Here is a 14387-nt window from a genome sequence, read left to right on the forward strand (position 1 = left end):
GTGAGTAGCCCGCGGGAATCGCACCCGCAGGCCCTCTCAGAACCGGACGTGAATCTCTCAATTCATCCGGCTCCTATTGCCCACCGTTCTGCGCCAGAATCCAGTGAGCAAACAGACCCGGCCGCTGATGTCTTATCTTGACCACCAGTTCCCGTGCCCGACTCACTTTATCCTTTAGGCGCTTGTATTTCCTGCGCACCCACCGCACCAGGTACTGATCCAACGAATCGAACACCGCGTACAGCGCCGAACGATAGAAGCGGCCATAATATTGCAGCCACCCTTTGAGCACAGGGTTGATCTCCTGCGCCAGGTCCGGCAATTCCACGGTGTGTCGGCGTCAGCAACGTCGTTCTTGTTCGTTTTTACGTAGGGTTTGACGAATTGCGCCGCCATTAGTCTTACGGTGTGACCCATGCCTTGCAGCTTGCGTGCCCAGTAGTGGGCACCACTGCAAGCCTCCATGCCAACGAGCGCCGGCGCCAGATTCGCAAAGAACGTCGCCATCTGTTCGCGCTTCATCTGCTTCTTCAGAACTACCTTGCCGTGCCCGTCGACACCGTGAAGCTGGAACACGTTTTTTGCCAGATCGATACCAATGGTTGTAGCCTTCATGATGGGCGCTCCCGTCCGTGAAGTGGTTGATACGCAACTCCACTTTGGCACGCAGATGCCGTTTCGGGTGGGGGCGTCCATCCCATTGCTTCGGAGCGGTGGGTTCAGGGAGCGGACTGACGCAGCGAAACCCCGAGCGCACCTTCACTGTCCTCCAGCCCATGTCGGCTTCAGATCCAATCACTGCCCATGCTGCCTGTTTAAAGCAAAAAGCAAGTTAATGTCTTCACGCCGCCTAGGTATTGCCTATACCGTCGAGGAAGAGATCCACCAGGTGGGCAACGCGCGATTTCGTCGCGCCGCCTTGCTCGACGGCGAGAGCGATCGCCGTGACCACGCACACGAGATCGTCTACCGAGACGTCCTTGCGAACCGTCCCTGTCATTTGGGCACGATGGAGCAGCCGGCGCCCCTCTTCACGCCCGGCGCGACAGCCAGCGGTACCTTCCTGCAGTACCGTTCCCAGCAACGCAGCCAACCCGCGATAGTGGGTCGCGTGGTTCACGAGCTCCTTGACGAAGCCGTACGGAAGCGTTGGGTTCCAGCTTGTCATCGCGTGCGCGGCTTGCTTCGGCGAGTGACAGGAGGCGCTCATCACTCGTCGCGGCGAGGAGCGCGTCGCGCGTCGGGAAGCGACGATAGAGCGTGCCGATACCAACGTTGGCACGCTTCGCGATATCGTCGAGCGAGGCCTCAGCGCCGCGTTCGAGAAACAGCGCGTCCGCCGCTTCGAGAATGCGCTGCCGGTTGCGGGCTGCGTCGGCACGCAGCGGTGCTTCGTCGGTCGTGGAACGCTTGCTCTTCATCCTTGCCTTGATTTCTCTTGATAAGTGGATGATGCCTCCATTACTAAGTGGAGCAATTCTCCACTTAACTACAGATCCTCTATATGGCAAAGCGATTCGAGAGCAAGGTTGTGGCGATCACCGGCGGCAGCGAGGGCATCGGCCTTGCGAGCGCCAGGCTTTTCGCGGACGAAGGAGCCCAGGTCTACATCACGGGCCGCAGGCAAAGTCGACTAGACGAGGCGATACGAGAAATCGGCAACGGTGCCGTCGGCGTTCAGGGGGACGCAAGTAACCTCGCCGATCTTGATCGACTCTATGAGCGCATCCGGCGCGACCACGGTAGACTCGACGTCGTTTTCGCAAATGCTGGCGTTGCCGAAGTCGAGCCGCGACCGCTCGGCACCATCGACGAGGCGGGGTTCGACCAACTTTTCGGCCTCAATGTGCGTGGCATGCTCTTCACTGTGCAGAAGGCTTTGCCGCTACTTTCGTCAGGTGGCGTTGTCGTCCTCAATGGCTCGGTGGCTGGCAGCAAAGGCTTTCCTGGCCAGTCGCTTTACAACGCAAGCAAGGCGGCTGTGAGGTCGTTCGCGCGAAGCTGGACGGCAGACCTGAGGGAGCGAGGCATCCGCGTGAACGTGGTCTCGCCGAGCGGCACCGAGACACGCCCAATGCGGAGCTACCTCGATGCGCGGCCGGGAGTCGAAGATATGCTGAAGCAACTCGTGCCGATGGGGCGCTTGGGCCGGCCAGATGAGATAGCGCGCGCCGTGCTCTTCCTGGCGTCGACCGAAAGCAGCTATATCGCAGGCGTCGAGCTCTACGTTGACGGTGGCTCACTCGCCGTTTGAGCCTTATGTCACTGTCGCATGGGCCGTTTTCCGCCGTGATTGAGCGCCGGTATAGCGAAACTTGTCGGGTCGCAGTTGCTTCGGGGTATTTATTTCTTCGAGCGTGCGGCACTGTGCGTCCGTTGGTCTTCGTCTTGCGGACGCGCGGATCGTGCAGATGGTAGTCGGGCCGATAGGGTCAGCTCGCCAATGGCCGCTTACCGGCACCCTGGTTCGCAAAACCTGAATTTGGCTGACTGACCGGTTCGGAGAAAGCTATCTGACCGGAGTGGGTCGAAAGTGTGAGTTCGCGGATGTAGAAAGCTGCCGCTCCTTTGCTTCATGCCGACAATGTCGCAATCGGCCGCAGCGCTGACGTAAAACCGATCCGCTCCAACGGCGCCTTTGACCGAATTGTGTGCGTAGCTCGTCCGTCAGGTTTGGGAGTCGTGCAGGATGGGATGCTGCGCCTCCCATTCACGGCGGGTTTTCGCGAGTTCGTCAGCAAGCAATTGCTCTTCCGGAAGCACCGTTTGATACTCCGCGGCAAGCACTTTGTTAGGCAGGCCGTCAAGCGCATAGCGCGCGATTGCCGCGTTTGTTCTCGCGCAAAGGATCAAGCCGACCGGCGGATTCTCATCGGGTAAAGTCCAATGTTCCTTCGCGTAATTGCAGTACATATGCATCTGGCCGACGTCAGCATGATTCAGCTCGGTCAGCTTGAGATCGATGATCACCAGACATCGCAGCCGCCGGTGAAAGAAGAGCAGATCCACGCGAAACCAGCTGTCGCCGATTCGTAATCTCCGCTGCCGCCCGACTAATGTGAAGTCGCCACCCAGCTCGAGCAGGAAGTCCTCGAGCCGATGGAGTAGCGCTTCTTCAAGGTCGCTTTCGGAGTACTCGTCCTTGAGGTCCAGGAACTCGAGGACATAAGGATCCTTCATTGCTTCTTCTGGCGTCACGAGGTCGCCGGGTTTTGCGACAGTGCCCTTTTTGAGCATCGCACGCATATCTTTGGACAGCAATGTGCGCGTGTAGAACTAACTGTCCATCTGCCGTTCGAGCTGTCGCACGCTCCAGCCGCCGCGCAATGCTTCGGTTTCGTAGAACGCACGCTCTTCGGGCGAGCGCGTCCGTCGCATCAGCCGCACATAGTGCGTCCAGGACAAGGGGAAGCGCTCGGCCAACTGTTGAAGCGAGAAAATCCGAACCGGCGATTCGGATTTTGTCTTGGGCTCCTGTGTCCGGGATTTCCGAATCACTGATTCGGAAATCTCACCCGGCGGATAGCTCTGGTAGAACAGGCGCATCAATTCCAGATTGTCTGCACCGAAACCCCGACCGAACTGCCTCGTCAGATCTGCGGAAAGTCGCTGCAGGAGCGCCTGCCCGTAAGCGGCGCGCCCCTGCCCACCCTGCTCAGATTCAACGATCCGGCGCCCGACAGCCAATATGTCGCCGTCATCAGCGCATTGATGCTCCGCGCCGCTGTCCGGCGACCCTCCTCCAACAGCTTGACCACGTCAGCGAGTGTGTCGCTGTAGGCGCCTTCAGGCGGTATCAGGTCATTCATTGTTTCTGCTTTCACTGGTCTCATCGAAAGGAGGATACCCGACTGGAACTCCCGGGACAGCCCCTCGCTCGCCTTCGCAAGACTAATCCATTTCGACATGCTGCGTCAGATTCATCCATCGTCTGCCTCCAACCCGCGGCTTGCACCATAGAGCCGTGCGCTCAGTCGGCATCGACCGGTAATCAAGTGCATCCTGGCGCGACGACAGTCCGGATTGATCACCCTTTTGGCAGCTGGTTTTCGGGCGAAGCCTCGGCATGGTGGTGGATGACTTTGACCGTTAGTTGCACTTCAGCCGGAGACATTGAGGGACTGCGGCTGCAGCGAGACCTCGCAACACCCCAACACTTCGCCCGCAGTTGTGCATTGCCGTTTGACAGGCGGCCTCTCCTTCCCGTCAGTCTTACGGTGAGCTTCCACGCAACTTGTCGTGCATTCACCTCTCGAAGGTGGCGGCATCACCTTCTTCCGCAAACGATTAAGGTGAGCTGGAAAGATCCAATTCAATGACAAGCAAACGTTTGGTGGATCTTTTCTTGTCAGCACACTCCTACAGCCACAAATATTTCGTATGTAGAACATTCACGGCGATTGCATAAATTATCTTAAGATGGATTCCAACGGCGGGTCTCACTCGTGGAGACCCCAAGTGAACAAATACGAAGTTTTGCCCACACGGCAGTTATTGGACTCTAGCGGGGTGGTTGGGATGGCCGAGGCGGATCTTCATTCTTGGCGCGAGCAAGCGATGTGGCGTGTGTTTCCGAAGAACCCCGAGAAGGAACAAGCGATATTGCGCATGGTTTTTGGAACCGTGGTTCTGCTCGCGTACCTGGCTTTCACCTTGATTTGTCATTCGACAGTCGCCTACTCAACGATGGTGACGGTCGCGATTTACGTGGTGTTCGGTATCGTGACGTACGTCGCCACGAAGGTCGGACCAGCGCGCTCATACGTCAGGTTAACTCTCGCCACGGTTGTCGACCAGGCAACGGTGACGACAGCTCTGGCAATTGGCGGCAGGGCCGCGCTTCCGCTGCTCTGGGTGGTTTTTTGGTTACTGGTGGGTGCCGGCTGCCGTTACGGCCGACGAATGCTGGCGCTGTCATGTGCGGTGGCGCTCGCTGGATTCGTAAGCCTGATGTATTGGCAACCGTGGTGGCGGACAAACATCGAGGCCGGACTGGGTTTGACGTTTAGCGTTGCAGCAATATCCCTCTACCTGGCGGTGCTGGTGTATCGACTCGAAAAGCGGGCTGCCACTGACCCCCTGACGGGGCTAAGCAATCGCCTCCGACTTGAGCAGGTGATTGGGCGAACGCTGACCGGTCGAGGTACCGAAGTCGGTCAGACTGCCTTGTTCCTAATAGACCTGGACGGTTTCAAAGAAGTGAACGACGCACACGGACATGCGGTAGGTGACGAATTGCTGCGGAGTTTTGCCATGGCCCTGGTAAGCCGGATGCGCCGCGGTGACACGCTCGCACGATTGGGCGGAGATGAATTCGTAGTCCTTGCACACCACGTATGCGACCAGGAAGGCGCGCTCAGAATCGCCGATAGTATTCACGTCATCCTGAGCAACGTGCGAACCGCTGGCGGACATCGGACTGCCGTTTCGGCCAGCATTGGAGTGTGCATGCTGCTGACGGAAGGCACCGGAGGCAGCTCTCTCGACACCCAAACATTGATGCGTGCCGCGGATAGCGCAATGTACCGGGCGAAAACGCGGGGTAAGGGGCAGACAGAGTTTGCCGATGCAACCGACATGCAGCCGCTATGCTGAACGACCGCTTCGGGCAATTCCCAAGGGCCGATGATGGTCCGAAAATGTGAGTTCGGTGAAGCTAACGCGGGTCTCCGTCAACCTGAATCCCACTGGAAAGTGTATCTGCCGGTGATGGAGCTGTCGTTCGTGATGATGGTGTCCGCCATCATCGCGGCCGAGAAGCGCCGCCATGTTTGTGCTACACCAATTTCGTACGTCCGGGCGTTGTTTAGCCGCGCACTGGTTGGCGTCTACGTCATCTATAAGGTGGTGACTTTTCGTGCATCGGAACAACCGCTCCAGGGAGGGCATCGAACGGAGGCGACGGTTGCCATGTTCCTTTCCCGAACGGGCCTGCCAACCAATCTTGCGACCATTACCCTCCAACTGGCGATTGGTCTGGCGCTTCTTGTCGGCGGGGCTAAAGGACTTATTCGCGGTGTTGAAGGCAGTCGCACCGCTGATCATGATGGTTTCTGCTCGGCAGGTTTCAGGTTCATCATCTAGGTTTCCGTTAGAGCGGCCGATGCGTTCGGCTCTCGACGCGACGTACCGATGCACACGTAAAGGCACAAATGATTCGCGCACGCCGGCCGCGGCGTGCGCCCGCGCCGCTCTTTCGTCTGATCCGACTTCCCCGGCCAAGCGAGGGTGGCCGCGCGTACTGGTCCGCGTCGAACCCGCACTACGTTGACGCGGCCTATCCATCTGCCCTACCGCGCCGCCGAGCAGGAGTTTCGTCCTCGGGTTGCGAGATAATCTGCGCCGTTTCCTGCATGCTGTGTGTCGCGGGCCCCTGGTCTCCCGTGAGAATCGAGGACCCGAATCCAACGGTCGCATCTTCGAGCACACCTGTCATCACGAGGAAGCCCCGATTCACGCGTTGCTCGGCGTCATTCACGACATCCGCAAACGAGTCCAGCAGGATTTCGGTCGCATGGCGCCAGTAGGCAGCCGCTTTCGCCGATCCGGCAAGGACATAGCTCGCCTGCAGCCGCCACGCGCCCAGCGGCGACCTTTCTTCAAGCGCCTTCGATGCGACCGCAAATTGTTCGTCAATTGAAGTCTTTACTGCCGTGCGGTTCAGTTCGAACAACCTTTCCGCCACATCGACAAAAAGATTAACTGCCGCGCGACCCTCGGCACTGCCCACCGCAGCCCGTTCGGTCTCGCCTCCATTACCCGGAAGTACCAGAAGCGTTTCGCTCGCCATAACTGTCTCCTCGAATGCGATGATCTGCAGGTACCAGTCGCAAAGGACCGGCGCGAAAATGATGCAGCCTAGCCCGCCGCAAAGACCATTCCCGCCGACCGGTGCTCGAGCGGCTTCGCACGAAAATATTCTGGCGTGCGTCGAGCAGAAACGGAGGGGTAGCCGGCATCAGTCACATCCGCGAACACTATATTGGCGTCGCATGACAAGCCGCGGCCAATGATAGATTCGGGCTTTTCATCATTCGTGCGCCGCGTGGGGGTATTTCTCACTAGATGGACAGGCTAACGCATCGGATGTTCGAAATTTACCCTCGTCTATAATTCACGAGCCAGAACATCATTGATCGCACGGAGCCCTGTTTTATGAGTCAACCCCGCGGACGACATGCGGGACCTCGGGACAGCGGCCAACGCCAACCTCGTCACATGAAAAAGTCACCGCCCAACAGGCAGGGACAACGGTACGTGAAGGCACCGCCTCGAGACTCCACTCAGACTTCGTCGATTTTCAAAACACGATCATTTCAGTTTCTCGTCGATGCCGTGGGCGCAGAGAATATCGCGCTCGGACTCGACTCGAACATGACACGAGTGGCCGAACTGATGAAGGGCGAAAGATTCACGCCCGAGACCGCTTTTCATATGGAAACCACGCTTGGGCTTCCGCACGGTTTCTTTGATCAGCCCCATCCTGCGCTCGCGCCCGAAACCATCGCCCGTCTGAAGTCATCGCTCGACTTTGTCAAATCAGACGACGAGCCCGAGGTTGAGTCTGAAACGCCAGTACCGACTTCCGCCCCGAACGGCGGCCAACAACCCATGCTGGAAGATAACCTGTCCGAGGAAACGGAAATGCCAAAGAGAGCAACGGGCGGGTCGCCGGTGACCGTCAAACAGAGTCGAAGCCAAATGGCCAGACCGACTGGCACCCATGCACCAGGAAAAGATTCATCTCCGAAGTCCAGAGCCTCTTCTGAAGCGACCCGGCAGCACCCGCTGGCGTTAGACGACAGCGCTACGGTCGAAAACATTCGACGGCAGAACCTCCACGTCCTCACGGGTCGCAACGGATCCAAAGCGCGACTTGGTGTAGTCCTATCCATGACCAAGTCAAACATGGCACATCGGCTATATGGCAAGAAGCGCATGGACGATGTCGAGGCGAACCGTTTCACGGAGCGACTTGGTTTGCCGACTGGCTGGTTGGACTCGCCGCGCTCGGAAGCGGAGATTCCCGAGTCGGTGTCACGGCTGCTCACTCCTGCTTCGCGCGGACGTGCTTCCGCGGATCAACATGAGCCGATTGCGGCCACCGCGAACGACGATGCGTCAGGAAGACCCGCAAATTCGAAGGTGCACACGCGGCGCGCGCGGACGGGCGTCCCGGTTGAGCCAGAAAGCGCCTCGCCTGCTTCAGCGGATGTCGGAGAAGCGACAGAGGCAATCGTCGTCAGCCAGCAATATCACATAAGCGGTGCCTCCGCCGAGGCCGCCGGTCGCTCCTCTGAAGGCAGTGATGGCAAGCTGCCGGTGGTCACACCGCCCACCGCTGAATTGCTTCCAGCCGCTGCAATCCCGCAGCAAAACCCCGTGTCGCTCCCCGCTTCCGTCACCAGCCTGGACAACCTTGTCGGTATCGCGCCAATCGCGGAAGCGTTGATCAAGACGCTGGCAGGTAAGGCACGCACGGGCCGATTGGACGAATTGAAGGCTCTGGAACTTCTGCAGCAGGCAGTCCTGCTGTGAGTCGGCGGTAGCGTACGACGATCCGCTGTCCGATGAGGCGTGCAGCGCATTGAGCCGTCCGGGCCCGGTGCGCTCCACAACGGCTTATGCGGTCGACGATCGGGAGCGCCTGCCGTCCCTGAAACAGCGCAACCCGCTTATGCGCGAGTCTACGCGTTAATGGTCGAGAAATGGCCGAAGCCTGGCGGCGCGACTCGGGTGCATCAGTTTTCGCATTGCCTTGCTTTCGATCTGCCGGATGCGTTCGCGCGTCAGGTCGAACTGTTTGCCCAGCTCCTCGAGCGTATAGTCAGTCGATGTATCGATCCCGAAACGCATCCGCGACACCTTCGCTTCACGCGGCGACAATGCATCGAGCGCCTCATCGATTGCGACGCGCAGGTTCGCCTGCACGGCCGCATCTGCGGGCGATGCCGCCATCGGGTCTTCGATCATATCGCCAAGTGTCGCGTCGGCATCCTCACCCACTGGCGTCTCGAGCGATACGGGTTGCCTCGCGACCTTCAACATGCCGCGAACCTTCTCTTCCGGCAGTTCCATGCGCTGCGCCAACGCGGCAGGATGAGCCTCGCGTCCGGTCTGCTGCAGGATCTCGCGGGAAATCCGGTTCAGCTTGTTGATCGACTCGATCATGTGCACCGGCACCCGGATCGTGCGGGCCTGATCCGCAAGCGAACGCGTCACTGCCTGCCGCACCCACCATGTTGCGTAGGTTGAAAACTTCCAGCCGCGTCGATATTCGAATTTGTCGACGGCTTTCATCAGGCCGATATTTCCTTCCTGGATGAGATCCAGAAAGTGCATGCCCCGGTTCACGTATTTTTTCGCAATGGAGATCACGAGCCGCAGGTTGGCCTCGATCATCTCGCGCTTTGCTTGCCGCATCTTTGACTCAGCCGCCATCATCTGCCGGTTGATTTTCTTCAGCTGCTGCAACGACAGGCCGACCTTCGCTTCGATATCGAGAAGCTTCTGCTGTTCGGCCTGAATTGCCGGCAGACTACGTTCGAGCGCGTCGCCGTACGCGCGCGACGCCGCCGCCGTGTTTTCAGTCCACGTGGCACCCATTCGCTTTACGGCGCGAACCATCGACCGGCTATGTACCGACGTGCAACAGCAGGTCGCACAGGTGCGTGCGGTCGAGCGGCATATCCTGCAAATTGCCGTTGACCGGTGCGGCATGCCGCGCGAGAAATTCGTCGCGTCAGCTCGCGCTGGATCGCTTCGCACAGGTGAGCGTGGGTCACGCGCCCCTTACCCTGCGCAGCACAGGAACCGGAAATCTGCTCGAACAGTTCGCGCACTCGGGCAAATATAGCGAGGCTGTCGCTCGTGAGCTGTTTCAGACGCGCTTCGTTCGCCCTCGCCGTGTCCCGTTCTTCGAACTCACTGTCCTCATCGCCCTCGTCGCTCCCGGCGTCGTCACCATCAGCGATGGCCTGCTCGATGTCCGGCGTTTCGACTTCACCTAATCGGCCCCTATGAGACGTTCGGGGTAGAGCCAGGGATCGATGACAATCGCCGTTCCGCTGTAAGTTATAACGTCATCTTCATCCATGTATCACTTCGGGTTTGAAGCCGAATGTGGATTCATATGAACCACTCGCGGGCCGCAAGCAGCCAAGCCAGAATGATGTTTGGAGGTCCGCTGCCGCTCAGCGAACTGTGAGTGCCGACGCCGGTTGTATACCGGAGCCGCGATGATAGACGTCGACACTCAGATCACAAAATCACCCGGATGGTGCCCTAACCCCGAAAGAAGCACGCTAGGATGGTTCTCGCTCTGCCACATGCTCGAGCAAATGCGCAACAAAGCGGGTGAGCTTTGGCAGCGGTCGCCGGTCGTGTCGATACACGACGTGGATAGGGTGCGGGTCGGGCAAGTAGGTCTGCATCACCGGCACCAATGCCCCGCTCGCCAGAGCGTGTGCCACCAGAACCTCGGGCTGCAGCAACAATCCCGCACCGGCGATGGCAGCTACACGTAGACCGTTGCCATCGTTGCATGTGAAAACCGGATCCTTCGAAGACTGTGGCCCATCCCCACCCCTCAGTTTCCAGCCGTTGCGGCCATTCCACACCGTGTGAGACAGGCAGTGATGTTCGCTCAGGTCCTGCGGCGTCTCTGGACGGCCATGTCGGGCGAGGTAGCTCGGAGACGCACAGATCACCATGCGGTAGCTGGTCAACGGTTTTGCTATCAGGTCGGTGTCGCCTAGTTCACCAATTCGGATGGCCAGATCAAAACTCTCGTCAATAAGGTCGACGACGCGATTGCTCAATTCCAGTTCAATGCGCACGCGCGGATAGATCTGCTGGAAAGTCGCGGCTAGAGGAGCGATGACACAGGAGCCAAAGGTGATCGGAGCACTTATCCGCAATGTGCCGGATGGCGACGCGCGTAACCGTTCGATCGATGTCTCAGCCGTACGCACGTGTTCAAGCGCACGCTTGGCGTCTTCATAGAAAACGCGACCAGCATCAGTCAAGTTCTGCCGTCGTGTGGTGCGCTCCAGCAAGCGCGCGCCGAGACGCTCTTCAAGTTCACGCACATACTTGCCGACCATTACGGCCGATATTTGCAGCCGTTGTGCCGCCTCGGTGAAGTTGCCTCCCTCCACGACGGCAACGAAGGTTTCCATCGCGCGCAGTTTGTCCATATTGCAAACTATGGGTTAGTAGTGTTGGAAATTAGAGCACATTTATCACCTCAATGGTTTGGTTAAGAATGTTGATGATTCAACCCGAACTCGAAAAGGAGTGTTTTATGAAGATCGTCGTAATCGGCGCCGGTGGAGACGTAGGTCGTTCCGTGGCAGATGAACTTGCTCGCAGCGGTAAACACGAAATCATTCGTGTCGGGCGCACCCACGGTGACCATCACGTTGACATCACCAGTGATGACAGCGTGGGTGCGCTGTTCAAGAAGATCGGACAAGTCGACGCCATCATCGCTGCCGCGGGCAATGTCATTCTGGCTCCCATCGAAAAGATGACAGCGGCCGACTTTCACAAAGGCTTGCAGGACAAGCTGCTAAGTCAGGTGCGCGTCGCGCTGGTTGGTCAGCATTACCTGTCCAATGGCGGGTCGATCACGCTGACCTCCGGCATCGCGGTCGATGATCCGATTGCGCAAGGTTCCAACGCCGCAGCGTCGAATGCTGGGATTGAAGGATTCGTGCGTGCTGCTGCATGCGATTTTCCACGGGGCATCCGCATAAATGCCGTTAGCCCGACAGTGCTGACGGAATCTATGGACCGGTTTGGTCCGTTCTTTCCCGCCTACGAAAGCGTGCCGGCAACACGTGTGGCAATGGCCTATAGACGCAGCGTGGAAGGCGTGCAAAGTGGTCGCGTCTATCGGGTTGGTCATTGAAGTAGAGGGCTCGAGGCAATTTGTGGTAGACCCTAGCTACCAAGCGAAAGCAACGGGGATGCGACCAACGGACGGCGCAACTTTGCAATGAAATTGAATGACCGCTATCGAAAAAGTTGGTCGCCCCTTGGGGGGCGGGTTAAGGCAGTGCCCTCCGCAATTTGCTCGCCGGAGACCGGCCATTGAGCGAGGGCGAATGAGACCTCGTCCAGCCAAACTGGACGACGACCTCGACCGGCGGCTCCTGGCCGGCAAGCGTCCGCTCACCGGCCTCAGGGCAATCAGACTTCAGTTTGCTCTGCCATCTCAAGGGCATCGTCGACTTCAATCCCGAGGTACCGCACGGTACTCTCGAGCTTCGTATGGCCCAACAACAACTGAACTGCACGAAGATTTTTGGTGCGTCGATAGATCAGCGAAGCCTTCGTGCGGCGCATCGTATGTGTCCCGTACGCTGCGTCATCGAGTCCGATTGATGCGACCCAGCGATGAACGATGCGGGCGTACTGACGCGTCGACAAGTGCGGCGACGCATGTAGGCGACTTGGAAAAAGATAGTCAGCCGGCTTCAGTCGTTGAGCAGCGATCCAGGCCGCCACGCTCTGCCGCGTTTGCTCCGTGATCTCAAACTGCACGGGTCGTTGCGTCTTTTGTTGCATGAAAGTTGCCCGCGAGACCACGTGGGCGACGCTGCGGGCCAACTGCCGCAGCCTGACCGAGCGGACGGACGCGTACCGGACGGCCGCCGCTGACCTGCAGGGGCAACTGGACGCGGCCCGGCTCGCGCTCACTGAAATGAAGGAGGCGCATGCCAGGGAATTCGCCGCGGTGCACACCCGCTATGAAGGGCTGTCCCGACAGCTGCTGCAGGAGACGGAGCACCAGCGCCACGCGCTGCAGAACGAGCGTGAACGGCTGACGGGACAGGTTGCCGAAAAGCAGGAGCGCGTGGCGGCGCTCGAAGCGCTGCGGGATCGCCTGCTCGGCGACCTTGCGGCGGAACGCGACGCGCCCCTGCGCGCAGCCGCGGACGTCGCGGCGCCGACCACGGTGGTCGCGGAACAGCGTGCGCTGCTGGCCACCGTCGACGGCCGCGCCCACGCTGCCGGGTCATCGCCCCACCGCAAACCGGCCAGCACGTCGCCGACGCCGGCGACCACCAGACGGCGCCGCCCGAAATGAACCGCCCACCCGGCCTGCCAGGCTTTTCCGGCTGGCTCGACATGGCCAGCGCGCCCCCGCAGCGTCTGCCCGACACCATTGACGCGGCGCTCGCCTATGTCGCCGACGCCCTGGGCCACCCGGTCTACACGCGCTGGACACTCGCATTACTCAAGCGCGGATGTCCGTCACTGGCCGACGCGAAACGCGATCACCCCCTCGTGTTCGCGCTGCTGCTTGATCACGATGCCGCGGTCGAGTACTGGGAGCGCGGGCGGCTCCGGGTCGCCGCAGGCGATACCGCACCGACGCCTCACACCGTGCTGCTGCGGCTGCTCAGACAGCACCGGCGGTTCCGGTTCGCGCCGGACGACGCGGCCACGCCCACGGTGTCCGCCACGGCCGCTGCGGATACAGCCGTCACTGCCCTCGCCGATCCGGACGCACCCGGTCCTTCCAGTCCGGCGCGCTGGCTCGCGGTGCTCGCGCCCGATGCCGCCGGCCGCGCGTGGCTCACGCGCGCGGGTCGCTGTACCGCTATGCCGGCGTGCGGCTGGCGGAACTGGTGTGGTCGGAAGCGGACGGCCTGCCCCGGCTCGAGGTGGATTCGCAGGACCAGTGGACCCTGCACGTGCAGGGCAAAGGCGGGAAGCGCCGGTCGGTGCCGCTGCCCTCGGTGTGCGTGCCGGCACTGCGCGCCTACCGGCTCGCGCGCGCCTCGCCGGCCTGCCCGTCGCCCTTTGAACGGGTCGCCCTGATCCACAGCGAGAAGCGTGACGCGCTCGGACACAGCTGCCTGTACGACGAGGTCAAGGCCGGCCTGCTCGCCGCCGAAACGAGGGTGACGCCCCGCGACCTGGAGACGCTTACACTACTGCGCGCCGCGTCGACGCACTGGTTACGGCATGGCTATGCTCGCGCCCTGGTGGTGGATCACGCGGTGCCGTTGCCGGTGGCGCAGACGCTGCTCGGTCATGCGTCGGTGCAGACGACGGCCGCCTATGCGCGCACGGATCTGACGCAGACGCGGGCGTTCGTGGAGGGGAGTTTTCCAGACGAAGCTCAACCCGTGGCTGAAAAACGAAGGAAAGCATCTGCATTACCCCACCACGGACGCCTGTCGGTGACCGACCTGCCTATGCTCGTGACTGCTACGTTCGGCCACTGCTGTCGTTCATGTGTGGACGCTGATATGTCCGCTTACGGCTGCTCACCGAGCTTTTCCAAAGGAGCGCCGACGAACGACAGCTAATCAGCGGCGCCTTTTCCACATCCAATCTCATCTATGGTGTCGGAAATCTCACTAATAGCG

The 14387-nt window shown here is 60.0% G+C and carries 13 protein-coding genes and 6 pseudogenes; 9 read left to right on the top strand and 10 right to left on the bottom strand.

Annotated features, from left to right (window positions below):
* Positions 1-73: 73 nt before the first annotated feature.
* The 4 genes and pseudogenes from ACLFKU_RS23010 to ACLFKU_RS23025 all read right to left on the bottom strand — a co-directional run bounded on the left by ACLFKU_RS23010 (position 74) and on the right by ACLFKU_RS23025 (position 1421).
* Positions 74-328: a group II intron maturase-specific domain-containing protein gene (locus ACLFKU_RS23010; RefSeq protein WP_410850591.1), complete on the bottom strand. Its 255-nt coding sequence runs from the start codon at positions 326-328 to the stop codon at positions 74-76.
* 5 nt (positions 329-333) lie between these two features.
* Positions 334-615 (bottom strand): annotated as a pseudogene (locus ACLFKU_RS23015) (IS110 family transposase); the annotation flags it as partial.
* 235 nt (positions 616-850) lie between these two features.
* The gene (locus ACLFKU_RS23020) at positions 851-1120 is read right to left on the bottom strand and encodes a hypothetical protein (protein ID WP_410850592.1); all 270 of its coding nucleotides are present in this window, start codon (positions 1118-1120) and stop codon (positions 851-853) included.
* Positions 1032-1421: a TetR/AcrR family transcriptional regulator gene (locus tag ACLFKU_RS23025; protein ID WP_410850593.1), complete on the bottom strand. Its 390-nt coding sequence runs from the start codon at positions 1419-1421 to the stop codon at positions 1032-1034. Before ACLFKU_RS23025 ends, ACLFKU_RS23020 begins: the two co-directional genes overlap by 89 nt.
* An 83-nt stretch (positions 1422-1504) precedes the next feature.
* Between ACLFKU_RS23025 and ACLFKU_RS23030 the strand changes: the two genes are divergently transcribed.
* Positions 1505-2254, top strand: coding sequence for an SDR family oxidoreductase (locus ACLFKU_RS23030; RefSeq protein WP_410850594.1), 750 nt, complete (start codon positions 1505-1507; stop codon positions 2252-2254).
* A gap of 413 nt (positions 2255-2667) precedes the next feature.
* On the opposite strand, the pseudogene ACLFKU_RS23035 reads toward ACLFKU_RS23030, so the two are convergent.
* Positions 2668-3809: pseudogene (locus ACLFKU_RS23035) on the bottom strand (PDDEXK nuclease domain-containing protein).
* Positions 3810-4458: 649 nt separating this feature from the next.
* Here ACLFKU_RS23035 and ACLFKU_RS23040 point away from each other — a divergent pair.
* Both ACLFKU_RS23040 and ACLFKU_RS23045 read left to right on the top strand, forming a co-directional pair.
* Positions 4459-5595 (top strand): diguanylate cyclase domain-containing protein, encoded by a 1137-nt coding sequence (locus ACLFKU_RS23040; RefSeq protein ID WP_410850595.1) that lies wholly within the window; start codon positions 4459-4461, stop codon positions 5593-5595.
* Between the two features lie 198 nt (positions 5596-5793).
* A pseudogene (locus ACLFKU_RS23045) lies at positions 5794-6027 on the top strand (sodium:calcium antiporter); the annotation flags it as partial.
* Positions 6028-6277: 250 nt separating this feature from the next.
* On the opposite strand, the gene phaP reads toward ACLFKU_RS23045, so the two are convergent.
* The gene (gene phaP, locus ACLFKU_RS23050; protein WP_410850596.1) at positions 6278-6790 is read right to left on the bottom strand and encodes a TIGR01841 family phasin; all 513 of its coding nucleotides are present in this window, start codon (positions 6788-6790) and stop codon (positions 6278-6280) included.
* Between the two features lie 467 nt (positions 6791-7257).
* On the opposite strand from phaP, the gene ACLFKU_RS23055 reads away from it, so the two are divergent.
* On the top strand, positions 7258-8538 hold the full coding sequence (locus ACLFKU_RS23055) for a hypothetical protein (RefSeq protein WP_410850597.1): 1281 nt from the start codon (positions 7258-7260) through the stop codon (positions 8536-8538).
* Between the two features lie 156 nt (positions 8539-8694).
* Here ACLFKU_RS23055 and rpoD read toward each other — a convergent pair.
* Positions 8695-9594 (bottom strand): annotated as a pseudogene (gene rpoD / locus ACLFKU_RS23060) (RNA polymerase sigma factor RpoD); the annotation flags it as partial.
* A gap of 1 nt (position 9595) precedes the next feature.
* On the opposite strand from rpoD, the pseudogene ACLFKU_RS23065 reads away from it, so the two are divergent.
* Together ACLFKU_RS23065 and ACLFKU_RS23070 are read left to right on the top strand one after the other, a co-directional pair.
* Positions 9596-9745 (top strand): annotated as a pseudogene (locus ACLFKU_RS23065) (sigma-70 non-essential region-containing protein); the annotation flags it as partial.
* A complete protein-coding gene (locus ACLFKU_RS23070) occupies positions 9705-10010 on the top strand; it encodes a hypothetical protein (RefSeq protein WP_410850684.1) in 306 nt (101 codons plus the stop codon). The pseudogene ACLFKU_RS23065 and the gene ACLFKU_RS23070, both read left to right, overlap by 41 nt.
* 294 nt (positions 10011-10304) lie before the next feature.
* Here the strand turns inward: ACLFKU_RS23070 and ACLFKU_RS23075 are convergent, their stop codons facing one another.
* The gene (locus ACLFKU_RS23075) at positions 10305-11198 is read right to left on the bottom strand and encodes a LysR family transcriptional regulator (protein WP_410850598.1); all 894 of its coding nucleotides are present in this window, start codon (positions 11196-11198) and stop codon (positions 10305-10307) included.
* A gap of 107 nt (positions 11199-11305) precedes the next feature.
* On the opposite strand from ACLFKU_RS23075, the gene ACLFKU_RS23080 reads away from it, so the two are divergent.
* Positions 11306-11914, top strand: coding sequence for a short chain dehydrogenase (locus tag ACLFKU_RS23080; RefSeq protein WP_368585159.1), 609 nt, complete (start codon positions 11306-11308; stop codon positions 11912-11914).
* A gap of 281 nt (positions 11915-12195) precedes the next feature.
* Here ACLFKU_RS23080 and ACLFKU_RS23085 read toward each other — a convergent pair.
* Positions 12196-12597, bottom strand: a pseudogene (locus ACLFKU_RS23085) (tyrosine-type recombinase/integrase); the annotation flags it as partial.
* Here ACLFKU_RS23085 and ACLFKU_RS23090 point away from each other — a divergent pair.
* On the top strand, positions 12572-13096 hold the full coding sequence (locus tag ACLFKU_RS23090) for a hypothetical protein (protein ID WP_410850599.1): 525 nt from the start codon (positions 12572-12574) through the stop codon (positions 13094-13096). The pseudogene ACLFKU_RS23085 and the gene ACLFKU_RS23090 sit on opposite strands and share 26 nt — an antisense overlap.
* Positions 13097-13263: 167 nt before the next feature.
* On the opposite strand, the gene ACLFKU_RS23095 is transcribed toward ACLFKU_RS23090, so the two are convergent.
* Positions 13264-13422 carry a hypothetical protein gene (locus tag ACLFKU_RS23095; RefSeq protein ID WP_368585156.1) on the bottom strand — a complete coding sequence of 53 codons (159 nt, stop codon included), beginning with the start codon at positions 13420-13422 and terminating at the stop codon, positions 13264-13266.
* A 161-nt stretch (positions 13423-13583) separates the two neighbouring features.
* Between ACLFKU_RS23095 and ACLFKU_RS23100 the strand changes: the two genes are divergently transcribed.
* Positions 13584-14327 carry a tyrosine-type recombinase/integrase gene (locus tag ACLFKU_RS23100; RefSeq protein ID WP_410850600.1) on the top strand — a complete coding sequence of 248 codons (744 nt, stop codon included), beginning with the start codon at positions 13584-13586 and terminating at the stop codon, positions 14325-14327.
* Positions 14328-14387: the final 60 nt, after the last annotated feature.

Source organism: Paraburkholderia sp. EG304, assembly GCF_046543485.1.
GTDB lineage: Bacteria > Pseudomonadota > Gammaproteobacteria > Burkholderiales > Burkholderiaceae > Paraburkholderia > Paraburkholderia youngii.